The sequence below is a fragment of the Stappia albiluteola genome, assembly GCF_014050225.1.
In the GTDB taxonomy this organism is placed as follows: Bacteria; Pseudomonadota; Alphaproteobacteria; order Rhizobiales; family Stappiaceae; genus Hongsoonwoonella; species Hongsoonwoonella albiluteola.
The window spans coordinates 282,326-305,005 of sequence record NZ_JACFXV010000048.1 but is presented as its reverse complement, the minus strand read 5'-3'; the positions used below and the strand labels follow the sequence as shown (position 1 = coordinate 305,005).

Sequence of the window (22,680 nt, the reverse complement as noted above, 5' to 3'; positions counted from 1 at the left end):
GGGTCAGGGCATCCCGATCGCGGTCCTTGCGGCGAGCCCGAGGACGGCGCTTGCGCCGACGACCGTCGCAACGCCAAGCTTCCTGAAGAAGACCAGCCAGCCGGCGACGAGCGCGAGGGCCACCGCCAGGGGATCGATGCTCGTCAGGGTCGGGATCGGCGCTGCGATCCACCACAGGGGCGCGTTTGTCGTTTCGGCAAAGAAGACGTGCAGCGCGAACCAGAGCGCCAGATTGGCGATGGTGCCCGTTACCGCCGCGGTGATGCCCGAAAGTGCCGCCGACAGCCGCCTGTTGCCGCGCAGGCGTTCGATGAACGGCGCCCCAAGAAAGATGAACAGAAAGCTCGGTGCGAAGGTCACCCAGGTTGTCATTGCGGCGGCAAGGGTGGCTGCAATCGCCGCCGGGAAGGGCGCCGGGGCATGAAATCCTGCAAGGAAGCCGACAAACTGCGTCACCAGTATCAGTGGCCCGGGCGTTGTTTCGGCAAGGCCGAGACCGTCCAGCATTTCTCCCGCGCTCAGCCACCCGTAGCTTTCGACAGCCACCTGCGCCATGTAGCTCAAGAGAGCATAGGCCCCGCCGAAACTGACAACCGCAAGGGTGGAGAAGAAGCCGGCGACATCGACAAGCAGGTGGTCCGGGGAGATCAGGACCGCTGCGCCGACGACGGGCAGTGCCCATATCGAGAGCCCGACTGCGAGCGTTCCGAGAAAACCGGGGCGCGGCGGCGTTGCCGCGTCCTGAGGTGGAATTGCCGCTCTCTTGCCCTTTTTCCGGTCGGCGGCCACCGCGACCAGGGCCGCCGCCACGATGACTGCGGGAAAGGGTATCCCGAACAGGAAGAGCGCCAGGAAGCTTGCGATGGCGATTGCGATGGAAAGGCGGGACTTCAAGGCGCGGCTGCCGACCTTCAGCAGCGCTTGCAGGACGATCGCCAGGACGCCTGCCTTGACGCCGTAGAACAGGCTTTCGACCAGCGGCAGCCTGCCGAAGAGGACGTACACGAAGCTGAGGCCCAGCATGGCGACGGCACCGGGCAGGATGAACAGCAGCCCGGCCGTCAGCCCGCCTTTCACGCGGTGCAGCAGCCAGCCGCAATAGGTTGCAAGCTGCTGCGCCTCGGGACCGGGCAGGAGCATGCAGTAATTCAGGGCATGCAGGAAACGGTCCTCCGCGATCCAGCCGCGCTCTTCGACGAAATAGCGATGCATCAGTGCGATCTGCGCTGCCGGTCCGCCGAAGGACAGCAGACCGACCCGCAGGCTTATGCCGGCCAGTTCCGTGAATGAGGGCGGAGAGCCGGCTGGCGATTCGATTTTCCCGTGCATGTCGATCGCCTGCTCTTTCATGGATTGACCACCCAGCTGTGGCTTTCGCCGACAGCGTCGCGGCACCAGCGGTAGAAGGCGTCGCAAAGCGTCATGGCGGCATCGAGTTGCGCCAGGTCGTCCTTGTACATCCGCGACAGGCCCAGTGCCGCGGCCAGAAATCCCGGAGACTGCCGCGTGAGGTCGAGCCGGTCGGTATCCGCTCCGCGGACGATGCGTGCCATATGAAGCAGCGGTTCGCTGGTCAGGCCGAATTCCTCGACCATCGTGTCGAAAGTGCAGGATTCGCCGCGATGACTCCAGAAAACACCGGCTATGTCGAAAGGTGTCGCCTCAAAAATTTCGGCAACGGCCTCGACTTCGCTCTGGTCGACATAGAGGAATATGGCGTCGGGATCCACAAAGCGGCGGATCAGCCAGGGACAGGCGACGCGGTCGATTTTGGGCCGCGCCCGGGTCACCCATACGGTCCGGCCATCGGCACGGGATTTCGGGACTGCGTCCGCATGGACGAGCAGGCCTTCATGCTCCCGCCATGCCACGAATCCGCCTTCAAGTGTCTCGGCGGCAATGCCTCGCTCGCGCATCACCGCTGCCACGCCCTGCGACAGTTTGCGCCCCTTTTCGCATACGACAACGACGCGGTCGCCGGCGGCCATGTCCTCGCAGTCAATGGCTTGTGCGTGGCTCATGCGTTTGGATGCGGGAATGAGCCGGCGGTCCAGCTGAAAATCCTCTTCCAGCCGCACATCGATGATGCGGGGCTGATCAGGCAACCCGACAAGACGGCTCAATTGCTGAACTGTGATTTCCGTATTCGACGGCATGGCGTCCCCTCCGGTGCAAGAGGCTGCCCTTCCGGCGCTGCCGAAAAGGCAATGAAGGACGCGAAGCTTGGGCTGCCGCCTCACGGGGCGCTCGCGAATGGCCCCTTGGACAAATCATCTCTCATGGTGGTGCGGCCGTCAATTCCGTTGGTGTCTGCATGCTCGATCCACCGGCGGCCGACCTGTGCTTCGCGCGGAGCTGCCATGCGCTCGCGGCTCTAGGCCGTTTTTCTCTTCATGGTATAAATCACCATTCGTATTTGTCGGACAAATGCGCGCTGGTGAGGGATTAAGAGAGCAGAATGTCTACCGATGCTTCGGAACTGCGCGATGCGGGGCGCCCTGACGCCCAGGCTGCCAGGAATGCGCTGACCGGCATCGCGCTGATGTGCGCGGCGGTGTTCTGCTTCGCCGGTCTCGATGCCACGGCCAAGTTCCTCGTTCGGGACCTGCCTGCGGTGCAGGTTGTCTGGATGCGGTTCCTGACGCATGTGGTCCTGGCGATGATCATTTTCCGCGTGTGGCGGGACATTGCGATATTCCGCAGCCGTCACTGGGGCCTGCACCTCATCCGCTCCCTCTGCCTGCTCGGCTCGACGGTCTTCAATTTCCTTGCGGTGCGCTATCTCCAACTGGCCGAGACCGTATCGATCATGTTTGCGGCCCCGTTTGTCGTGACGGCGCTCGCCGGACCGATACTGGGCGAGTGGGCCGGGTTGCGCCGCTGGCTTGCCATTGCCGTCGGCTTCCTTGGTGTCCTGGTCGTTGTGCGTCCGGGCGTGGGCGGAATGCATTGGGCGGCGATCTACTCGGTCGCAGCGATGGGCTGTTACGCATTTTATGCGCTTCTGACCCGGAAAATGGCCGGTACCGACTCTGCCGCCGGCATGCTGATCATCTCCGGGGCGGTTGCGGCTCTCGCGATGACGCCGGTTGCGATCGATGCATGGGTGATGCCGAAAGATGCCTCGACCTGGCTGCTCCTGCTGTCGACCGGAGCCTACGGGTCGATCGGCCACCTGGCCCTGATCCAGGCGCATCGCCTCGCTCCGGCCCCGTTGCTGGCGCCCTTCATGTATACGCAGATCGTCTGGATGGTCGGACTTGGATACCTCGTCTTCAATGACGTGCCGGGCCCCTGGACGTTTCTGGGCGCGGCGATCGTCGTGAGTTCCGGTCTCTATATTCTCTATCGGGAACGGGTCACCGGCAGGGGCTAGGGAAACTCGATCTCGATTGCTGCATCTATCGTGACGAGGCCCCCGCTTTCAGGTCAGGCGGGGGCGATTGATCCGGACGGGGGAAAAGCGGGGGAATGAACCAAACGAATGGCGGACGAACGCCGGGTCAACAGAAATCAGGGCGCAGGGTCACGCTTGGCGATATTGCCGCCGATCTGGGAGTGTCCACCGCAACCGTCTCTCTTGCATTGCGCGATTCGCCACTCGTCGCCGAAGAGACGCTTCGTCGGGTCAAGGCGCATGCGCAGAGCATAGGATATATCTATAACCGTCACGCCGCGACCTTGCGGACGGCACGCTCCGACATGATCGGCATCGCCGTTCACGACATCCTCAACCCCTATTTCGCCGAGATATTTCAGGTCCTTGAGGATGAGCTCGGGCAGCGGAAACGGGTCGTGCTCATCTGCAACCACCGTGACGAAATCGAACGGCAGGGCCGTTTCATCGATGCGTTGCTGCAGCATCGCGTCGACGGCCTTGTGCTATGCGCGGCCATCGGCACGACGGCGAGCGATCTGGCGCGGCTTGAGGCGGCAGGCATCCCCGTCACCCTGATTTGCCGGGAAGTCGAAGGTGCCATGTCGCCGGTCGTGCGTGGCGACGACCTGACGGGCAGCTATCTGGTGACCCGGCACCTGCTGGAACAGGGACATCGCCGGATATCGATGATCGGCGGGCGGCAGGAGAGTTCCACCGGCCGGGACCGGTTTTTGGGTTGGCGCAAGGCCCTTGCCGAATTCGGCGTCGATCCGGACACGCAGCATTATATTCCTGATCTCATGACGCAGGCGGACGGCTTGTCCGTGGCGGAGGACCTGTTGCGCTGTCCCACCAAGCCGACGGCCGTCGTCGCCTTCAACGATCTTGTCGCCGCCGGCCTGTCTTCGGGCCTTCGCCGGGCGGAGCGAAACATCTCCATCGTCGGATACGACGACACGCAGCGGGCGCTTGAGCAGTCCCCGCCGCTCACGTCCGTGGACAACCGCGCCGGCGAGATCGCCCGGCGGGCCGCTGCCATGATGCTGCGCCAGATCGACGGCGAGGATCTGCAGGGGGAAAAGGTCTTCACCAGACCCGAACTCAAGGTCCGGGAAAGTTCGCCGCCACCTGGTGACGGGATTTTCATCCAGCCATGAACGGCCGCCGGCCGATTGTTGCCGATCAGCAGATTTCGCCGCGCTTGCGTGCCTCGTTGAACCAGTCCGCGAGATAGTCGACGAAGGCCCTGACCTTGCCGGAAAGATGACGGCGATGCGGATAGACCGCATAGATTGCCTGATCCTGCGGCTGGAATTCCTGCAGCACCTCCACCAGCCTGCCGTCCTGAAGTTCGCGGTGCACGAAGCCTTCCGGGGTCCTCAGGAATCCAAGGTTGCGGAGCGCTGCCTCGCGGGCCGATTGCGCGCTGTTGACCTCGACCCGGCCCTTTACCTGGATGCTCACCCGGGCGCCGTCCGACTGGAACACCCAGTTGGAGCGGAAACGATAGTTGGTGTCGATGATGCAGGGCAGATTTGCCAGATCCTGCGGCCGCTCCGGTATGCCATGCTGCCTGAGCACTTCGGGCGTCGCGCAGACAACGCCGCGGATCGGCAGCAGCTTGCGGGCGATCAGGCTTGAATCCGCCAGGTCCGAGACCCGGATTGCAACGTCATAGCCTTCGTCGACGAGATCGACGAACCGGTCTTCCAGACGAAGGTCGATGGAGATTTCAGGCTCCGCCACCACAAAATCCATGATGGCGCGGGTCAGCATGTCGTCGCCCATGGACCGGGGCGCGCTGACGCGCAGCAAACCGCGCGCCGCCTGGTTGGCATGCTGGATGGATTCGCTCAGGTCGTCGATCCGCTGCAGGATGTCGGCTGCCTCGCGATGGAACACCTGCCCGGCTTCCGTCAGCGAAAGCTGCCTTGTCGTCCGGTTCAGCAGCCTGACGCCGAGTTCGTCTTCGAGCTCGCTCACATATTTGGAGACGAGCGCCTTGGAGCGCCCCATGTCGCGGGCGGCTGCGGAAAATCCGCCCGACTGCACCACCTGCAGGAAGCATCGCATCCGGATGAGTGAATCCACGCCGAAGCCGTCCCGATCTCGTTGTCCGTCGCCGGATTGTTATCAGATAGGTGAACGAACCGGAATAGGCCCGGGTCTAGTCGGTGAGCGTGATGATGCCGGCCTCGCCTTCCTCGCTGCCATAGGCCAGACGCCCGCCGGCGGTGTGCCAGGCAAGTGTCGATATGGGAGCATTGCCTGGCCGTTTGAGTAGCACTTCCGCTCCATCTTGGAACCGCGCGGCGAGCACCATGCCGTCCTGATAACCGATCGCCACCACGTCCTCGCTCGGATGGCAGGCAACGACGCTCACCAGCGCGTCGGAGCGCGCTCCGAGCTGCAACGGCTGCTGCCCCATTGGCCCTGTCTTGCCGAAGAAGGGCCACAGGATCGCAGCATTGGCGCCGGACGTGGCGAGATATTTGCCCTTCGCGGAGAAATGCATCGACTTCACCTTGGCGGGATAGCCGGTCATGCGCATGTCCTGCTGGTCGGCAAGCCGCCACCCGTGCAGGGCATTTTCCTGCATTGTGGTGACGAGATATTTGCCGTCCGGCGAGAAGGCGATTGCTGCATGGGCGCCCTTCCAGGCGAGCTCCTGCGGCGGGGCGTCCACATTGACCCAGTAGAGCGAAGCGCCGTCATAGCGTGCGATCGCCAGCCGCAAGCCTTTGGGGGCAAAAGCGATTCCGCCAATCGCACGGCTGATCGCAAACTCCTTTTCCGTGCCATTTGCCTGTTTCACCCAGGCGGTACGGCCGGATGCGTAGGCAATGGCCCCCTGCGGTGCCACGGCCAGAATGTCGATCCATTTGCGGGGCTTTTCGGCAATTTCCGCAATCTCGCCCGAGGCATCGAGCGTCAGCACCCTGCCGTCGTCGCCGCCGGTAACGATCAGGCGGCCATCAGGTGCCGGGCAGGCGGCGAGCAACGCGCCCTTGTGCAGGCGGATCGTCTCGTCGCCGGCGCCCACCAGCCTCACCGTGCCGTCACCCAGGGCAAAGGCCGTCTTGTCACCAATAAAAGCTGCGGCGACGACGAAGGCGTCGCAGTCGAACGGGGCAATAACGGGCATTCGTCAGGCCTCGCAGGCCTTCAGGCCGGTGCGCAGGGCCGCCTCGTCGAGGTCGCGCCCGATGAAGACGAGCCGGCTAAGCCGCTCTTCTCCCGCCTTCCAGTCGCGCTGGTGATCGCCTTCGATGATCATGTGGACGCCCTGCACGACATAGCGCTGCGGGTCGTCCTTGAAAGCCATGATGCCCTTGAGGCGCAGGATGTTCGGCCCCTGGATCTGCGTCACCTCGCTGATCCAGCGGAAAAAGACCTGAGGGTCGAGATCCTTTGCCGTCAGCGAGATGCTGCGCACCGAATGGGTGTCGTGGTGGTGCCCGTGATCATGATCGTGATGATCATGCCCGTGGTGATGGTGATGATGGTCGTGATCGCAGTCGGGACCGCATTCGTGATCGTGATCATGGGCTTCCAGGAATTGCGGGTCGAGCGACAGGATGCGATCCAGATCGAATGCGCCTCGGTTCAATACGTTGGCAAGGTCGATCGCGCAGCGCTCCGTGCGGTGGAGTACCGCGTAAGGATTGATGGAGTGGATGCGCTCCTCCACCGCCTTCAGTTCTTCCGCGGTCACCAGGTCGGTCTTGTTGAGCAGGATGACGTCGGCGAAGGCGATCTGGTCTTCCGCTTCCGTCGTGTCTTCCAGCCGCTTCAATACGTGCCGGCAGTCGACGACCGTCACGACGGCGTCGAGCCTGGCCTTGTCGCGCACGTCCTCGTCCATGAAGAAGGTCTGCGCTACGGGAGCGGGATCGGCAACGCCGGTGGTCTCCACCAGGATTGCGTCGAAAGTGCCCTTGCGCTTCATCAGGTTTTCGACCGTGCGGATGAGATCGCCGCGAACGGTGCAGCAGATGCAGCCGTTGTTCATCTCGAAGATCTCCTCGTCGGATTCGACGAGCAGGTCGTTGTCGATGCCGATTTCGCCGAATTCGTTGACGATCACCGCATAGCGCGTGCCGTGGTTCTCGGTGAGAATACGGTTCATCAGCGTCGTCTTGCCGGCACCCAGATAGCCGGTCAGCACGGTCACCGGGATTTTCGCATCGGTTCCGGCAGGGGTAGCACTCATGTGGCCTCTCCTGAGGGTCATCTGAAACAGGCGCAGCTGGCATGTCGCCAGGCGCCTTGATCGTTGTCCGGCACTATACAGTTTCGCGCTGCCGCGAAAAGCCGTGTCTTGCAGGGTGTCTTCGGCTCAGAGCAGGTAGGGATAGCCGCCTTCAAGCTTCAGCAGCTCGATCTTCATTTCCACGCCGCCCTTGCCCGAATAGCCGCCAAGGCCGTTGGCCGACAGGACCCGGTGACAGGGAATGATGACGGGGATCGGGTTCATGCCGCAGGCCTGGCCCACGGGCTGGCCGTAGGTGTCGAGCTGCCTGGCGAGCTCGCCGTAGGTGCGCGTTTCGCCGAAGGGAATCGCGCTCATCAGCTTGTAGACGGCTTGCTGGAAGGCGTTGCCGCGCGGCGCGAGCGGCAGGTCGAATTCCTTCCTTTCGCCGGCGAAATAGGCCTCAAGCTGCCGGATTGCCTCGTCCAGCAACGGCGTACGCTCGCCTTCATCCTCGCCGTCCCAAAGAAGTTCGACGATCGCGCCGTCTTCCTCGACGACGCCAAGGCGCCCGACGGGTGTTTGCAGACTGGCGGCCGGCATGGCTGGAATCCTTTTGAGGGATCTTTCGCTCAGGCGAATTCGATGCCTGAAATCGAGGTTGAATATGGGTTCAGGCCAGCCCGCTGGCAACCACCCAACCGTTCCGATCCCCCGTTCACAGGTGAGTGCGCGTTCGGTTTTCCGGCCGAAAGACCCGCGGAAAAGAACCCGCATTGGAGGAAGCCGATTGGAGCCTGACCGAAAAGCCGATAAAAGCGGCACAAAGACAAACATCAGTCCTCTGTGCGGGGTTGGATCATGCTCAAGACCATTGCCGGCTTCGATCGGATCGGAGAGGAAAACGCCTTCGCGGTGCTTGCGCGGGCGACAGCACTCGCCTCGCAAGGCCGGGACATCATCAATCTCGGCATCGGCCAGCCCGATTTTCGCACGCCTGACCATATCGTCGAAGCGGCGATCAAGGCGCTCCGGGACGGCCACCATGGCTACACCCCGGCAACCGGCATCCTGCCGCTGCGAGAAGCCGTGGCAGCGGATGTCGAGAAGCGCACGGGCGCGGCGGTTTCCCCGGATAACGTGATGATCGTGCCGGGCGGCAAGGTGACGATGTTCGCGGCGATCCTGATGTTCGGCGAGCCGGGCACGGAGATCCTCTATCCGGACCCGGGCTTTCCGATCTACCGCTCGATGATCGAATTCACGGGCGCGCGTCCGGTCCCGGTGCCGATCCGCGAGGAAAACGGCTTCGCCTTTTCGGCCGAGGAGACCCTGTCCCTTGTTACGCCGAAGACGCGGCTGCTGATCCTCAATTCGCCTGCCAATCCGACGGGCGGCGTGACGCCGCGCGCCGAGATCGAGAAGCTGGTGGCCGGGCTTGCCGAGCATCCCCACGTCGCGGTTCTTTCCGATGAGATCTACGGCCAGATGACCTATGACGGCGAGGCCCATGTCTCGCTGATGGGGTATGAGTCCATCCGCGACCGGCTTATCCTGCTCGACGGCTGGTCCAAGACCTACGCGATGACGGGCTGGCGGCTCGGTTTCTCGATCTGGCCCGATGCGCTGATGGACAAGGCGCGCAAGCTTGCGGTGAATGCATGGTCCTGCGTCAATGCGCCAGCCCAGTTTGCGGGACTTGCCGCGCTGACCGGACCGCAGGATGCCGTTCACGCCATGGTCGCGGAATTCGACCGTCGGCGGAAGGTGGTCGTGGAAGGTCTGAATGCGATCGACGGCATTTCCTGCCGCACGCCGAAAGGCGCCTTCTACGCCTTTCCGAACATCACCCGGACGGGATGGAAGGCGAAGCCCCTGGCGTCCGCCCTGCTTGAAAAGGCCGGGGTCGCGGTCATAGGCGGGCCGGATTTCGGCATTCTGGGCGAAGGGTATATCCGCCTGTCCTATGCCAATTCGACGGAAAACATCCTTCGCGCGTTGCAGCGCATGGAGGAGTTCCTGCGCGAAACACCGGCGGGCTGACCCGCCGGCTTTTGCAACTATCAGCGCCCGGCACTGGCAAGGCGTTCCTCGGCGATCTGATCGGCCACGACATGGGTCGGCAGATCGAGGGCGGCGGCGCGTTCGAAGATGTGCGACAGGGTCTGGCCGATCGCCATCACCTTGTCGCGCACGGCCATTTCGCCGCCGCCGGGTTTTGCAACGGCAATCGAAATGACGCCGCCGGCGTTGATTGCGTAATCCGGCGCGTAGAGGATGCCGCGATCCTTCAGCATCTGGCCGTGGCGGTCCTCGGCAAGCTGGTTGTTGGCGGCACCCGCCACAATAGGTGCCTTGATCGCGGGTATCGTTACATCATTGAGGCCGGCGCCGAGGGCGCAGGGCGCGAAGACGTCGGCTTCCGCCTTGTGCGCCTTGCCGGCTTCGATGGTCGCCGCGCCGAACTCCGCGACAGCCCTTTCGACAGAGGGTTGGTGAATGTCGGAGACGATGAGCCGCGCACCGGCGTCATGCAGCATCCGGGCGAGAATCATGCCGACATGACCAAGGCCTTGCAGCGAGATGGTGCGACCGTTCAGCTTGTCGCTGCCGAAACGATGCGCGACGGCCGCCTTGATGCCGACGAAGACGCCAAGCGCGGTATAGGGAGAGGGATCGCCGAGACCCGTTGCGCGGGTGCCGCGGGCATGCCTGGTTTCGCTGGCCACGATCTCCATGTCTTCCGCGGAGATGCCGACATCTTCGGCGGTAATATAGCGGCCGGCGAGCCGTTCCACCTGTTCGCCGAAGGCGGCCAGCAGGCCCGCCGTCTTGTCGTGGCGCGGATCGCCGATGATGACGGCCTTGCCGCCGCCGAGGTCGAGACCTGCCAGGGCGTTCTTGTAGGTCATGCCGCGCGACAGCCTGAGCGCGTCGGTCACCGCTTCGCCGGTTGTGGCATAGTCCCACATACGACAGCCGCCGAGTGCCGGTCCCAAACGGGTGTCGTGGATCGCGATGATGGTCAGGAGCCCGCTTTCGCGATCGTGGCCGAAGACGACCTGCTCATGACCCTTGAACTCGCGGTGGTCGAAAACCGAACGTTCCGGAGCCGCTGGATGGTTGTGCTCGATATGCTGCTTCAACGGCCGCTTGATCGGGGCGTTCATGATATCCTCCTCGCGGAACCGGCAAGGATTTGCCGAGAACCGTTCGTAAGGAAATATATGTGCCGATCTTGGCGGATTATCCGTCCTGAATCTTCTGAATGCCTGCTAAAGTCGGCGAAAATCAACTCAGGGGCAGCATAATCCAGGAATAGTCTTTCCCCGGTTATGTTGCGGTGCGCAGGCGCGCGTATTGTCCTGTGCAATTCGCCGCAGGCGGGACGGTTGCCACGCTCTTGCCGGAAATGTCTCTAATCTCCAGATTCGGGTGAGCGTGGACAAGCGCCTCGGCCAGTCCATAGTAAGAAGGTTACAAGCAATGCCCTGCCTTTCGCGCACGCTCCTCGCCGCCGGCGTGTTGTGCGCCTGCATTTCCGTCGCGCAAGCGCACCCGCACGTTTTCGTCGAGGCGCGCTCGGAGGTGGTGTTCGACGCCCAGAAGAGAGTATCGGCGGTCCGTCATTCCTGGCGCTTCGACGAGGCCTTCACCGCATTCGCCATCCAGGGTCTCGACGAGAACGGCGACGGGGAATTGTCGCGCGAGGAACTCCAGCCGCTTGCCGAAATTAATGTGCAGTCGCTGAAGGATTTCGACTTTTTCACTTTTTTCTATCGGGGCGAGCAGGAACTTTCCTTCCGCGAGCCGGAGGAATATTGGCTGGATTTCTACGGTGGGCGGCTCACGCTTTTCTTCACTTTGCCGCTGTCGGAACCGGTTGTCGCAGATGGCTCAAGTCTGACCTTGGATGTCTATGACCCGTCCTATTTCGTTGCATACGAGATGACGTCGGACACACCCTTTGCGATGGTGGATGCGCCGGCCAACTGCTCGATCGAATTTACCCCGCCGCCGGAACTCGATGCCGGTTCCGCCGCCGCATTGGCTGAACTGCCGGCAACCCAGCGCGACGTTCCAGAGGAATTCCAGTCCCTGACCGAGACTCTCTCCAACACGGCGACGGTCACCTGCAAATGAAAGCGAGGCTCACCCGTATGCTGCGAAAAGGGTGCCCACTGCTGCTGGCGCTTGTGATGCTGACGATGGCAGGCGTGTTCGCTGCCCATGCCGCCCAGTCGCCCTTCGGTGTCGGCCTGCAGGAACCGGCGGCAAGTCCGGGCGGGCTGTTCTCGTCATTCTTCGCCTATGTCGCGCAGGAGCAGGCCCGCTTCTACAGGGCGCTGCAGGAAGCTCTCAAGGCGATGAAGGCCGATGGAACGGCCGGTCTCTGGTTGGTCGCGCTGTCTTTCGCTTATGGCATCTTTCATGCCGCCGGGCCGGGCCATGGGAAAGCCGTGATCTCTTCCTACGTGCTTGCGAACGGCGAGACGCTGAAGCGCGGAATCGCTCTCTCCTTCGCCTCGGCTTTGCTGCAGGCGGTGACCGCCGTGGCGCTGATTTCGGTTGCCGCCGTGCTGCTGAACCTGACTTCGATCGCCATTACCGAAACGACGCGCTGGTTCGAAATCGGGGCGTCCGGCCTTGTCTTGCTGCTCGGTCTAAGCCTGGTCTGGTCGAAAATCCTGCGGCCGTCATTCCAGCAGCGGCCGGCGCTGGTTCCGGTCGGCGGACATGACCATCACGACGGTCACGGGCATCATCACCATCACCATCATCATCATGTCCACGGTGAAGCCTGCGCCTCCTGCGGCCATTCGCATGCACCCGATCCGGCGATGATCGCTGGCCCCTTTACGCTTGCCAAGGGGTGGTCGGCTATCGTGGCCGTGGGCCTGCGGCCCTGCACCGGCGCTCTGGTGGTGCTGGTCTTCGCGCTGGCGCAGGGGCTTCTATGGGCTGGCATAGCCGCGACCTTCGCCATGGCGCTCGGAACGGGGATCACCGTTTCCATCCTCGCCGCCATGGCGGTGGGCGCGAAAGGCGTTGCTCTTCGTCTTTTCGGCAGCGAGGGGCGTGCGGCGGAACGCATCCACCGCTTCGCCGAAAGCCTCGGCGCGATCCTTGTCCTGTTGCTCGGCGCGATCCTGTTTACTGCCGCCGTCGGGTACGGCGCTTGAGGAAACCTCAGGCCGGTTCGACCGGCCTTCCGTCCCGGCCAAGCTCGATCGGTTCGCCATGCGGCGTGGCGAGAGCCGCCCGCTCCCAGGCTTCCTTGCGGGCGACGAGCTTGTCATCGCTGGTCACCTGTTTCGCGGTGACCAGACGCTCAAGCGCGGCCAGCCAGTGCAGGTAATAGGTCTCGCCGAGATCGGGATCGCCTTCGGCCTGGGCCCTCGAAATTTCCGCGCCGAGCGTTTCCGCCCATTCACTCCAGGTGAAAAGACCCTGTTCATTGAGCTTGACGGCGAGGGCGAAGGCGCGCGCTTCCCATGGCTCGCGAAAGACAGCGGTTTCGCCGACCCGGGGCAGGCCAGGCAGTACCGACAGATCGGCTTCAGCGGGCATCGAGATAGGTCTCCCAAAGATCGACGCGCAGCATAAGGCCCGGGTCGCTGTCGGCCCCCCAGATATCCGTGCCCTTGAAAGCGACGGAATAGAGCCATGTCGGCGCTTCGCCCTGGTAGAGGGAATTGCTGTCGGGCAGCACGTGACAGCCATGGATGCGTTCGATAATGCCAGGGCGGCCACGGACATAACGCGGGATGCGCGTATGGCCGGCAGGATGCATGACCTTCGTCACGACGGCATCTCCGACCGCGAAACGGGCCGGCGCCGCGGGTTCCCGTTCGTAGGTACCGTTCTGGCCGAAGACGGGCGCAACAAGATCCTTCGTGATCACCCGCTTTACCGGGCGGCTCTCATGAAGGCTTCTGCCGGCGTCGAGTTCGTCGCGCGTGACGAGGCCGCGATCCTCAAGCAGCCTCTCCAGCCCTCCAAGCCAGATCTGGTAGTAGCTGCTGGCAAGGTAGGTGGCGGGATGCGCGCTTTCGCGGGCGAAGCGCGAACTGTCGATGTTCCATTCGCCGGTGCCGCCCATGGCGACCGTAAGGGCGAAAGCCCGTTCCTCCCATTCGGCGTGGAAGACGGGTTCGTTTTTCTCCGGCTCCACCGGGCCGAAGCCCATCATGCCGCCGAGATCCTGCGCGCCGTTCATTCCGCTGCCTCCTGCAATCCGGCCGGCGACAGGGCGAGGCCCGTTCCGATCATGCTGTCGCGGGTGACGAGTTTCATCAGTTGCTCCTCGCTCCAGCCTTCGGTGCCTTCCGGACGCATCGGAATGACGAGGTAGCGAATCTCGGCGGTTGAATCCCAGACCCGGATCTCGGTCCCTTCCGGCAGGCTCACACCGAAGTCGGACAGCACGCCGCGCGGATCGCGCACCGCCTTGGAGCGGTAGGGTGCGGATTTGTACCAGACCGGCGGCAGACCGAGCACGGGCCAGGGGTAGCAGGAGCAAAGGGTGCAGACGACCATGTTGTGAAGTGTCGGCGTGTTCTCCAGCGCGACCATATGTTCGCCCTGGCGCCCCGTATAGCCGAGGGAATGGATCGCCTCGCTCGCGTTCGTCATCAACCGTTCCCGGAAGGCGGGATCGCTCCAGGCCTTGGCGACCACGTGGGCGCCATTGCGGGGGCCGACCTTCGTCTCGTAGGTCTCGATGAGTTCGTCGAGCGCCGCCGGGTCCACATAGCCTTTCTCGGTCAGCACGGATTCGAGCGCGCGGACCCTGGCTTCGGTGTCGCTGAGATGGGAATGGTCATGCGCGTGGTCATGCCCCGCGCCGTGGTGATGGTCATGGTGTTGGCTCATGGAAGGTCCATCCCTGGATGCGCGCCCGCTGGCGGGGCGCTTTTCGTTCTTGTCTGCATCATTTCCGAAGAGCAGACCCTTCGCAATGCCCGCCTGAAGGCACCCGATCACCAAAACGCGATCCGGATTGCGTCGTTTGCACATAATTTGTGCTGGGTAATTCGCAAAATGCTCGCATGGGGCGGACCCGCGGAAGCGATGCGGTAGCACCATGGTGCAGAAGTGGCGCGTCAGTGCGTCCTAGTTGCTATGGAGATGGCACCTTCCTGACCGGGAACGGCATGGCGGGAAACCTCCGATGCGCGGAAATCGCGTTGCGGGCGCGCGGTTTGTCGCGGAGCGCTGCGCCGGGGGCGCTCAATCCCCGCGCACCGCGGCTGGCGCTACGTAATGTTGTGCCCCGCAGCAATCCGGCGCCGTCCCATCTGCCGCTACGTTCGGGGAAAATTTCCCGGAAACCGACCGGTTCTGCCGCGATTCCCGGCAGTTGCGGAGAATTGCGCAACGCGAAAACCTGCGATATGACCGTTGTCACCAGTTCTGGGCGGGACCGTCGTCAGGCATGTGCCGCCCAAAGCTTCGGTCAAGGTGAGGGGAGCACCTGAGGCGATCGGTCTTCGGGAGGAGGCGAGGAAGCGGAGACGCGCGCCATACGGCGCGGGCACTCCGAGGCAGGCCTTTTCCGATCGATTGGACCGGTTGCTCTAGCACCCTGATAAAGATCGCTAAAACCGTATCGGGAGCGGTGACGCTTCAAACACGGGGCGGTCTAGACATGCTCCGGATTAGGTGCAACTGTCTGCGCCCCGGGGGCAACAGTCCGAATTGGGCAAATCCGTGTTGGGAGGTAAAATACATGGATCGTCGTTCATTCCTTAAAAATGCGGGCATCGGCGTCGGCGCCACTGCGGCGGCCAGCACCCTTGCTGCTCCTGCGATCGCGCAGGGCACCAAGGAGATGGTCATCGTGTCGACCTGGCCGCGCGACATGCCGGGTCTCGGCATCAGCGCGCAGCGCCTTGCCGCCCGCATCGGCGAACTGACCGAAGGCCGCATCAATGTTCAGTATTTCGCCGCCGGCGAGCGCGTCGGCGCGTTCGACTCCTTCGACGAAGTGGCTTCGGGCAACGCCCAGGGCTACATCGGCGCCGACTACTACTGGAAGGGCAAGCACCCGGCCTGGGCTTACTTCACGGCTGTTCCGTTCGGCCTGACCTATGCCGAGTTCGACGCCTGGATAAAGTACGGCGGCGGCCAGGAGCTGTGGGACGAGCTGGCTGACGGCTTCGGCCTGAAGAACTTCAACGCCGGCAACACCGGCGTGCAGATGGGTGGCTGGTTCAACAAGGAAATCGAGACTCCGGACGACCTCAAGGGCCTGAAGATGCGTATTCCGGGCCTCGGCGGCGACGTCATGGCCAAGCTCGGCGCGTCTCCGGTTTCCCTGCCGGGCGGCCAGATCTACGAAAACCTCGTTTCCGGCGCCGTCGACGCGACCGAGTGGGTCGGCCCCTACAACGACTACTTCATGAAGTTCTACGAGGCGGCCAAGTACTACTACTACCCGGGCTTCCATGAGCCGGGTTCGGCCCTCGCGCTCGGCATGAACAAGTCCTGGTTCACCTCGCTTTCGAAGACCGACCAGGCGATCATCGAAGCCGCCTGCAACGAGGAAAACGCCCGCCAGATGGCCGAGACCAACGCCGAAAACGGCCGTTATCTCGACAAGCTGACCAAGGAGCACGGCGTCGTCCTCAAGGAATTCTCGGACGAGGTCTACGAGGCTTTCGGCGAGGCTTCCGAGGAAGTGTTCGAGGAAACCCGCGCCCACAGCGACCTGGCTGGACGCGTCCACGACAGCTTTGCCAACGCCCGGTCCCAGATCGGCCGCTGGATGCTGCTGGCCGACACCGGCTACACGGTCAAGCGCAACCGCGCTCTCGGCATCACCATCTAAGCCGACACCCGCGTTCGCTGGAGGGACGGGGCACCGCCCCGTCCCTCTGGCATATCCAGTTTTACGCCCGAAAGAGGCGCACCCGCGTCCGCCACGAGACACTCGTCCTGACCGGCACAAGGAAGCCGTGATCGGTTCCGGCAAGCTTCGCCCGGGAGCTTGCGGGAGAAGAGCGAGACAGATCGGCGAAGCGCCACGTGCCCTCCAGCCCGGAATGAGAAGCGATGCTAGTTCGCCTGTTCGGTTGGATCATGCTGGCGGTTCTCGCCGCCTTCCTCCTCAACAATTATCTGACGGTCTGGCAGGGCTTGCCCGGCATCGCGCCCGTCTTCGGCACGGGTGGACAGGCGTCTTCCACGGCCTGGCTGCAGCTCGGCATCTATTTCGCCTCGGCGCTAATCGCCGTCTTCTATGTCCGCCGCACGCCCGAACGGTCGCTGCGCTCCGACAGCCAGCGCATTTCCGCCCTCAACGCCTATCTCATCCGCGCTGCCTTCTGGGCAGTGCTGATCGTCGGTCTGGTCGATACGACGATTTCCGCCCTGCGCGTGGAAGGCATGCTCGACCCGCTGGTGGGCTCGCAGCTGGGAGCGGATCTCGGCCGGGCCCAGTTCCGCGGCCCCTACGTGCACATGCCGCTGCTCGTGGTATCGCTGATCGTTGCCGCCTTCACCCGTACGCTCGGCTTTCCCTGGCTTGCGCTGCTGGTCGTCGTCGCCGAGCTCCTGATCGTGGTGGGGCGCTTCATCTTCTCCTACGAGCAGGCCTACATGGCCGACCTGGTGCGCTTCTGGTACGCAGCGCTCTTCCTCTTCGCCAGCGCCTACACGCTGATCGAGGAAGGCCACGTCCGCGTCGACGTGCTCTATTCGAACTTCAAGACGAAAACGAAGGGCTACGTCAATTCGGTCGGTTCGATCCTTCTCGGCATGAGCCTGTGCTGGACCATCCTGATCATCGGCATGGGCGGGCGCAGCAGCATCATCAACGCACCGATCATCAGCTACGAGGTCACGCAGGCCGGCTTCGGCCTTTTCGTGAAATACCTGATGGCCGGCTTCCTGGGCATCTTCGCCATCACGATGCTGATCCAGTTCGTGAGTTACATGCTCGACGCCGTGGCCGACATCCGCGACGAGCCAGGTGGTCGCGACCACAGCTCCTCCGCCGCCCACTAAGAATAAGCACCAGCGAGACCGAAACCGATGGAACTCTTTTTCCTGATCCTTCTCATCGTGCTTATGGCAGCGGCGCTCGGCTCCGGCTATCCGGTCGCCTTCGCATTGCCGGGTTCGGCAATCCTGACCATCGGCATCGCGGCCGCGACGGGCTATTTCCTGACCGGCAACCCGGATGCCTATTTCACCATCGGCGGACCGGCGCAGTGGCTGAGCGCCGGCGTGACGAACTTCCGCGGCATCTACTGGGAGGCGGAACGAGATACGCTCATAGCGATCCCGCTGTTCGTCTTCATGGGCATCATGCTGCAGCGTTCGAAGATCGCCGAGGATCTGCTCGTCACCATGGCGCAGCTCTTCGGTCCGATCCCGGGCGGTCTCGGCATTTCCGTCGTCTTCGTGGGAGCGCTGCTTGCCGCCACGACCGGAATTGTCGGCGCGACCGTGGTGGCGATGGGCCTGATTTCGCTGCCGGCGATGCTGCGCAACAAATATTCCGTGCCACTCGCCACCGGCACGATTGCCGCCTCCGGCACGCTTGGCCAGATCATCCCGCCCTCCATCGTGCTGATCATCCTGGCCGACCAGCTGGCAAGCGCCGTCGACCAGGCGGGCACGCTGCGCCAGAACCTCTACAAGGCCAGCACCGGCGAACTGACCATGCCGTCGGACTTCGCCGTGACATCGACGAGCGCCGGCGAGATGTTCCTCGGCGCCTTCCTGCCGGGCATCGTGCTCGTCGGCCTCTACATGCTCTTCATCATGGGCTTCGCCCTGCTCAAGCCGAGCTCGGCCCCGGCGGTCCATCACGGCGGCAAGTTCGACCGGGCCTTCTTCGTGAAGGTCTTCGTCACGCTCGTTCCGCCGCTTGCCCTGATCTTCCTCGTTCTGGGCTCGATCATCGCCGGCGTGGCGACGGTGAACCAGGCCGGCGCCATCGGTGCCGTCGGCGCCATGGTGATGGCCGGTTATCGCCTGCGCGAGGGCAAGCCGCGCGCCTATATGCCGGTCACCATCGCGGTGCTGGCACTGCTGGCGATCGCGATTGCCGCAAGCTTCTACGATCTCAACATCAAGCGTGTGGCCTCCAGCGAGGAAGCGCTCGGCATCGTGGTGGCCACGATTGCGGTCTCGCTGCTGCTGCTGGCCGTGGTGTGGAGCGGCTGGCGAACGCTCAAGATCGAGGACACGCTGCGCGGCGTGATGGTGGAGACGGCCAAGACCTCGTCACTCGTCTTCATCATTCTGCTGGGCGCGGCCATGCTGACGGCCGCCTTCCGTGCCTTCGGCGGCGAGGATCTGGTGCGCCACTTCCTGCAGGGCCTGCCCGGCGGTTTCTGGACGCAGTTCCTGATCGTGATGCTGGTGATCTTCGTCCTCGGCTTCTTCCTCGACTTCATCGAGATCGCCGTGGTCGTGGTGCCGATCGTGTCGCCGATCCTGCTGGCGGATCCCCAAGCCAACGTGACGGCCGTCTGGCTCGGCGTGATGATCGGCCTCAACATCCAGACGTCGTTCCTGACGCCGCCCTTCGGCTTCGCGCTGTTCTACCTGCGCGGCGTGGCGCCGGCGATCGTCAAGACGCTCGACATCTACAAGGGCGTGATCGCCTTCATCGCCCTGCAGCTTCTGGCACTCGGCATCGTCGGTTTCTATCCGGCCCTGGTGAACTACCTGCCGAACCGCTCGTCGCTGCTGTCGGAGACGGCACCCCCGCCGCAGAACCCGCGCCTGCAATATTGCATCGAGAAATACGTCAACGACGAATTCGCGGAAAACGGCGCGACCATTCTCGATGCGATCAAAACGGCGAAGACGCTGGATCTGAGCTACCTGCCGCAGGACCTTGCCAAGGACCTGACCGAGAGCTTCGACAAGGCCGAGAACGCGATCCCGCTGATGAGCGAGATCGTGGCGGCCGAGCAGGCGGTGGATGCGGCATCCGGCGATTATCGGCCTGTGCATCGTCAGGTTCGCGCACTTGAGCGCGATGCCCGCCGCCTCGATACCGAGATAGAAGACCTGCAGCTGATCGTCTCGCGTTCGGGTCCGAACGGGATCTATTCGGAAGCCCGCGGCGAACGCGCCAGGGCCCGGGTCGAGGAACTGACGGCGGAGCGCGACGCGCTGCTGGCGAATATCCCGGCCGACTGGAAAGACAGATACGCGGCCTTCTCCAAGATCCAGAAGGCGGAGAACACGGCGCGGCTCACCTATCGCCGCAATGTTGACGACGCCTACGAGCCGCTCGGCGAAGCGATCAAGGTGATCGAGGGCTCGGCGGCGCTGGAGGCGCTCGGCGACCAGCTGCGCGGGCTCGACGCGGACCTCGACAGCATGGAACCGGCGGCCTTTGTCGAACGTTCGGCGGAAGTCCGCTCCGCATTCGGCGATGTCGAGGGCTCGTCGGATATCCGCTCGGCTATCGGCGACGCCCGGTCGGCGATGCGCAGCCGTACGCCGGACAAGGATGCCGCGCGCGCCGCGATCGCCAAGGCGGTCGAGGAGTACGAGGCGGGGCTTGCCTGGCGCAAGCGGGCCGAGACCGAGTTGCTGCCGCAGCTGCTGGCCTACGAAGCGGCGATCCGCGACACGATCGGCCTGCGCGGCCAGGTTCGCCTGCCGCGCGAGCAGGCGCTCTATGTCGCAAGCTGCAGCGCCGGCCACCGCGACGTGTCGCTGAGCTTCTGATTGAAAAAACGAAAGCCGCCCCGGTCTGCCGGGGCGGCTTTTTTCACAGCGGTTTCCCAAGCCTGCAAAAAATTTATGCGGCTTGCCATTTTCTCGACACGGGAATCGATCATAGGGCGTTATGCGCCGGATCGATGCCGGCCAAGCTACTGGAGCGGCAAGCGGAATGCGGAACCTGGCACGGCAGATCGATCGCTTCAATATTGCGTTCGGACGTTCCGTATCCTGGCTCCTGCTCGGCCTCGTCCTTGTCCAATTCGCCGTCGTCGTGATGCGCTATGTCTTCGGCGTCGGTTTCATTTGGGCGCAGGAAAGCGTCATCTACCTGCACGCCTTTCTCTTCCTGATTGCAGCCGCCTACGTGCTGGCGATCGACACCCACGTGCGCATCGATATCTTCTACCGAAACCTCCCGATCCGGCGGAAGGCGCTGGTCGATGCCGCCGGGGCGCTGCTCTTCCTGCTGCCGACCTGCGCGGTGATCTTCCAGGAAGCCTGGCCCTATGTCGCCCGCTCCTGGCAGGTGCTGGAAGGCTCGCGGGAAACCTCGGGCATCCCGGCCGTGTTCCTGCTGAAATCCGGGATCCTTCTCTTCGCAGGACTGACCGGCCTGCAGGGACTGTCGCTGCTCGTCCGTTCGGTGGGCACCTATCGCGAAGCGACAGCTTCCTGACACCGCGCCGAAGAGTCTGCTAGAAGGCGGCGAAACACCCGGGTTCGCAAACGCCGCCATGTCCGCCTATCTCGACCTCCTGATGATCGCCGCCGCCTGCCTGTGCCTCCTGGCCGGCTTTCCGGTGGCGTTCACGCTGGCGGGCTGCGCGCTGGTTTTCGCGGCACTTGGGGCCTGGTCCGGCGTTTTCCTGTCGCTCGGCGCGATCCCCTCGCGCATCTACGGGATCATGACCAATCCGGCGCTGCTGGCCGTGCCGCTTTTCGTCTTCATGGGCGTGCTGCTCGAACGCTCGCGCGTCGCCGAGGATCTGCTTGAAGCGCTCGGGCGGCTTGCCGGCCGGCTGCCGGGCGGTCTCGGCCTTGCGGTGACGCTGGTCGGCGCTCTGCTCGCCGCGTCGACCGGCATTGTCGGAGCTACGGTGGCGACAATGGGCCTGATCGCACTGCCGACCATGCTGAGGAACGGTTACGATACGAGGCTCGCCTGCGGCTCGATTGCGGCTGCCGGCACGCTCGGCCAGATCATTCCACCCTCCATCGTGCTGATCGTGCTCGGCGACCAGATTTCGGTTGCCTATCAGGCCGCTCAATTGAAGGCCGGGAACTTCTCGCCCGATGCGGTGACGGTGGCCGACCTTTTCGCCGGCGCGCTTCTGCCCGGACTGCTGCTCGCGGCAAGCTACGCGGCTTATCAACTCGCCCGCTCGCTCATCTCGCCGCAGCTTGCACCGCCCTTGCCGGCCGCAAACGGAGGGCAAAGCCCGGTTGCCGAGATTTCGAAGGCGGTCCTGCCGGCCCTTTTGCTGATCGTCGCCGTCCTCGGGTCCATCCTCGCAGGCCTCGCCACTCCGACGGAAGCGGCCGCCGTCGGTGCAATCGGAGCGCTGCTGCTGGCGGCGGGGAAGGTGGTGGCGAATCGGCGATGGAGTGTGGTTGCGCTCCTTGCCGCATTGGCCGTGATCGTGCTCGCTTCCACCTTCGATCTCAGGATCGCCCGCGACAACGTCACGGTCGGTGAAGGCGTTGCGATGGGCGCGGCGGTCGTTCTGACGATCCTGTTCGGTATCGCCGTTCTGAAGGCGGTCGCCGGACTGCATAGCGCGGATGTCCTGGCGCCTGCCTTGAGAAAGGCAACGGAAGTGACGGCGATGATCTTCACGATCGTCATTGGCGCGACGATCTTCTCACTGGTCTTCCGGGATCTCGGCGGCGAAGAGCGGATCGCTGGCCTTCTATCCGCAATTCCAGGCGGAGCGCCGGGCGCGGTATTCGCCGTCATGGTGGTGATGTTCGCCCTTGGCTTCTTTCTGGATTTTCTGGAGATCGTCTTCGTCGTGGTGCCGATCGTCGCGCCGGTGCTGCTCAACATACCCATGCCGGACGGCGGGACGCTGAGCCCGGTCTGGCTCGGCGTGCTGATGGCGGTGAACCTGCAGACGTCGTTCCTGACGCCGCCCTTCGGCTTTGCGCTGTTCTATCTGCGCGGCGTGGCGCCGGACAGCGTGCGAACCGTCGATATCTACGCCGGCGTCGTGCCTTTCGTGGCGCTCCAGCTTATGATGCTTGCCGTGCTCTGGGCTTTCCCGGCGCTCGCCACCTGGCTGCCCCATGTTCTTTATGGATGAAGGATCGGTTCGTCCCATCGTGCGGTGCAGCATGAAAAACCGTTGACCGGTGCCGGACGGGTCAGCCACTTTGACCCAAAATGTCGGACAAATGCCGTCCGGAACCC

Annotated in this window: 20 protein-coding genes; 10 read left to right on the top strand and 10 right to left on the bottom strand. The window is 63.6% G+C overall.

The window, feature by feature from the left end:
* Window positions 1-3 precede the first annotated feature (3 nt).
* Window positions 4-1,350, bottom strand: a complete 1,347-nt coding sequence (chrA, locus tag H2509_RS09580; protein WP_182164697.1) for a chromate efflux transporter — start codon at window positions 1,348-1,350, stop codon at window positions 4-6.
* Complete coding sequence (locus H2509_RS09575) at window positions 1,347-2,156, bottom strand: chromate resistance protein ChrB domain-containing protein (protein ID WP_182164695.1); 810 nt, start codon at window positions 2,154-2,156, stop codon at window positions 1,347-1,349. The genes chrA and H2509_RS09575 overlap by 4 nt, the downstream gene beginning before the upstream one ends.
* 302 nt (window positions 2,157-2,458) lie before the next feature.
* On the opposite strand from H2509_RS09575, the gene H2509_RS09570 reads away from it, so the two are divergent.
* The gene (locus H2509_RS09570) at window positions 2,459-3,376 is read left to right on the top strand and encodes a DMT family transporter (protein WP_182164693.1); all 918 of its coding nucleotides are present in this window, start codon (window positions 2,459-2,461) and stop codon (window positions 3,374-3,376) included.
* 95 nt (window positions 3,377-3,471) lie between these two features.
* Entirely contained in the window at window positions 3,472-4,536 is a 1,065-nt protein-coding gene (locus tag H2509_RS09565; RefSeq protein ID WP_182164691.1) for a LacI family DNA-binding transcriptional regulator, read from the top strand.
* Window positions 4,537-4,561: 25 nt separating this feature from the next.
* Here the strand turns inward: H2509_RS09565 and H2509_RS09560 are convergent, their stop codons facing one another.
* From H2509_RS09560 to H2509_RS09545, 4 genes are all read right to left on the bottom strand, one after another.
* Entirely contained in the window at window positions 4,562-5,470 is a 909-nt protein-coding gene (locus H2509_RS09560) for a LysR family transcriptional regulator (protein ID WP_328805041.1), read from the bottom strand.
* A 76-nt stretch (window positions 5,471-5,546) separates the two neighbouring features.
* Window positions 5,547-6,524 (bottom strand): WD40 repeat domain-containing protein, encoded by a 978-nt coding sequence (locus H2509_RS09555; protein WP_182164689.1) that lies wholly within the window; start codon window positions 6,522-6,524, stop codon window positions 5,547-5,549.
* A 3-nt stretch (window positions 6,525-6,527) separates the two neighbouring features.
* Window positions 6,528-7,592, bottom strand: coding sequence for a CobW family GTP-binding protein (locus H2509_RS09550; protein ID WP_182164687.1), 1,065 nt, complete (start codon window positions 7,590-7,592; stop codon window positions 6,528-6,530).
* Between the two features lie 126 nt (window positions 7,593-7,718).
* Window positions 7,719-8,174 (bottom strand): methylated-DNA--[protein]-cysteine S-methyltransferase, encoded by a 456-nt coding sequence (locus H2509_RS09545; RefSeq protein WP_182164685.1) that lies wholly within the window; start codon window positions 8,172-8,174, stop codon window positions 7,719-7,721.
* A 258-nt stretch (window positions 8,175-8,432) separates the two neighbouring features.
* Between H2509_RS09545 and H2509_RS09540 the strand changes: the two genes are divergently transcribed.
* The gene (locus H2509_RS09540; RefSeq protein WP_182164683.1) at window positions 8,433-9,614 is read left to right on the top strand and encodes a pyridoxal phosphate-dependent aminotransferase; all 1,182 of its coding nucleotides are present in this window, start codon (window positions 8,433-8,435) and stop codon (window positions 9,612-9,614) included.
* Window positions 9,615-9,634: 20 nt separating this feature from the next.
* Here H2509_RS09540 and H2509_RS09535 read toward each other — a convergent pair whose 3' ends face one another.
* Entirely contained in the window at window positions 9,635-10,741 is a 1,107-nt protein-coding gene (locus tag H2509_RS09535; RefSeq protein WP_182164681.1) for a Leu/Phe/Val dehydrogenase, read from the bottom strand.
* Between the two features lie 316 nt (window positions 10,742-11,057).
* Here H2509_RS09535 and H2509_RS09530 point away from each other — a divergent pair, with 316 nt between their 5' ends.
* A complete protein-coding gene (locus H2509_RS09530; protein WP_182164679.1) occupies window positions 11,058-11,714 on the top strand; it encodes a DUF1007 family protein in 657 nt (218 codons plus the stop codon).
* A gap of 17 nt (window positions 11,715-11,731) precedes the next feature.
* On the top strand, window positions 11,732-12,754 hold the full coding sequence (locus H2509_RS09525) for a nickel/cobalt transporter (protein ID WP_182164677.1): 1,023 nt from the start codon (window positions 11,732-11,734) through the stop codon (window positions 12,752-12,754).
* A gap of 7 nt (window positions 12,755-12,761) precedes the next feature.
* Here H2509_RS09525 and H2509_RS09520 read toward each other — a convergent pair whose 3' ends face one another.
* Genes H2509_RS09520 through nthA form a run of 3 tightly spaced genes read right to left on the bottom strand, consistent with a single transcriptional unit; the run spans window position 12,762 to window position 14,447 of the window.
* Complete coding sequence (locus H2509_RS09520; protein WP_182164675.1) at window positions 12,762-13,142, bottom strand: nitrile hydratase accessory protein; 381 nt, start codon at window positions 13,140-13,142, stop codon at window positions 12,762-12,764.
* Window positions 13,132-13,791 (bottom strand): nitrile hydratase subunit beta, encoded by a 660-nt coding sequence (gene nthB / locus H2509_RS09515; protein WP_182164673.1) that lies wholly within the window; start codon window positions 13,789-13,791, stop codon window positions 13,132-13,134. Before nthB ends, H2509_RS09520 begins: the two co-directional genes overlap by 11 nt.
* Window positions 13,788-14,447: a nitrile hydratase subunit alpha gene (gene nthA / locus H2509_RS09510; RefSeq protein WP_182164671.1), complete on the bottom strand. Its 660-nt coding sequence runs from the start codon at window positions 14,445-14,447 to the stop codon at window positions 13,788-13,790. Before nthA ends, nthB begins: the two co-directional genes overlap by 4 nt.
* Before the next feature lie 856 nt (window positions 14,448-15,303).
* Here nthA and H2509_RS09505 point away from each other — a divergent pair.
* The 5 genes from H2509_RS09505 (at window position 15,304) to H2509_RS09485 (ending at window position 22,573) form a co-directional block, all read left to right on the top strand.
* The gene (locus tag H2509_RS09505) at window positions 15,304-16,404 is read left to right on the top strand and encodes a TRAP transporter substrate-binding protein (protein WP_182164669.1); all 1,101 of its coding nucleotides are present in this window, start codon (window positions 15,304-15,306) and stop codon (window positions 16,402-16,404) included.
* Window positions 16,405-16,628: 224 nt separating this feature from the next.
* Window positions 16,629-17,582, top strand: a complete 954-nt coding sequence (locus H2509_RS09500) for a TRAP transporter small permease subunit (RefSeq protein WP_182164667.1) — start codon at window positions 16,629-16,631, stop codon at window positions 17,580-17,582.
* A 27-nt stretch (window positions 17,583-17,609) separates the two neighbouring features.
* Window positions 17,610-20,273, top strand: coding sequence for a TRAP transporter large permease subunit (locus tag H2509_RS09495; protein WP_182164665.1), 2,664 nt, complete (start codon window positions 17,610-17,612; stop codon window positions 20,271-20,273).
* A gap of 166 nt (window positions 20,274-20,439) precedes the next feature.
* Complete coding sequence (locus H2509_RS09490; protein ID WP_182164663.1) at window positions 20,440-20,946, top strand: TRAP transporter small permease subunit; 507 nt, start codon at window positions 20,440-20,442, stop codon at window positions 20,944-20,946.
* 58 nt (window positions 20,947-21,004) lie between these two features.
* A complete protein-coding gene (locus H2509_RS09485) occupies window positions 21,005-22,573 on the top strand; it encodes a TRAP transporter large permease (protein WP_182164661.1) in 1,569 nt (522 codons plus the stop codon).
* The last annotated feature ends 107 nt before the right edge of the window (window positions 22,574-22,680 follow it).

Coding starts and splice junctions, on each gene's coding strand:
- chrA (WP_182164697.1), bottom strand. CDS start 1,350: ATGAAAGAGCAGGCGATCGACATGCACGGGAAAATCGAATCGCCAGCC.
- H2509_RS09575 (WP_182164695.1), bottom strand. CDS start 2,156: ATGCCGTCGAATACGGAAATCACAGTTCAGCAATTGAGCCGTCTTGTC.
- H2509_RS09570 (WP_182164693.1), top strand. CDS start 2,459: ATGTCTACCGATGCTTCGGAACTGCGCGATGCGGGGCGCCCTGACGCC.
- H2509_RS09565 (WP_182164691.1), top strand. CDS start 3,472: ATGAACCAAACGAATGGCGGACGAACGCCGGGTCAACAGAAATCAGGG.
- H2509_RS09555 (WP_182164689.1), bottom strand. CDS start 6,524: ATGCCCGTTATTGCCCCGTTCGACTGCGACGCCTTCGTCGTCGCCGCA.
- H2509_RS09550 (WP_182164687.1), bottom strand. CDS start 7,592: ATGAGTGCTACCCCTGCCGGAACCGATGCGAAAATCCCGGTGACCGTG.
- H2509_RS09545 (WP_182164685.1), bottom strand. CDS start 8,174: ATGCCGGCCGCCAGTCTGCAAACACCCGTCGGGCGCCTTGGCGTCGTC.
- H2509_RS09540 (WP_182164683.1), top strand. CDS start 8,433: ATGCTCAAGACCATTGCCGGCTTCGATCGGATCGGAGAGGAAAACGCC.
- H2509_RS09535 (WP_182164681.1), bottom strand. CDS start 10,741: ATGAACGCCCCGATCAAGCGGCCGTTGAAGCAGCATATCGAGCACAAC.
- H2509_RS09530 (WP_182164679.1), top strand. CDS start 11,058: ATGCCCTGCCTTTCGCGCACGCTCCTCGCCGCCGGCGTGTTGTGCGCC.
- H2509_RS09525 (WP_182164677.1), top strand. CDS start 11,732: ATGCTGCGAAAAGGGTGCCCACTGCTGCTGGCGCTTGTGATGCTGACG.
- H2509_RS09520 (WP_182164675.1), bottom strand. CDS start 13,142: ATGCCCGCTGAAGCCGATCTGTCGGTACTGCCTGGCCTGCCCCGGGTC.
- nthB (WP_182164673.1), bottom strand. CDS start 13,791: ATGAACGGCGCGCAGGATCTCGGCGGCATGATGGGCTTCGGCCCGGTG.
- nthA (WP_182164671.1), bottom strand. CDS start 14,447: ATGAGCCAACACCATGACCATCACCACGGCGCGGGGCATGACCACGCG.
- H2509_RS09505 (WP_182164669.1), top strand. CDS start 15,304: ATGGATCGTCGTTCATTCCTTAAAAATGCGGGCATCGGCGTCGGCGCC.
- H2509_RS09500 (WP_182164667.1), top strand. CDS start 16,629: ATGCTAGTTCGCCTGTTCGGTTGGATCATGCTGGCGGTTCTCGCCGCC.
- H2509_RS09495 (WP_182164665.1), top strand. CDS start 17,610: ATGGAACTCTTTTTCCTGATCCTTCTCATCGTGCTTATGGCAGCGGCG.
- H2509_RS09490 (WP_182164663.1), top strand. CDS start 20,440: ATGCGGAACCTGGCACGGCAGATCGATCGCTTCAATATTGCGTTCGGA.
- H2509_RS09485 (WP_182164661.1), top strand. CDS start 21,005: ATGTCCGCCTATCTCGACCTCCTGATGATCGCCGCCGCCTGCCTGTGC.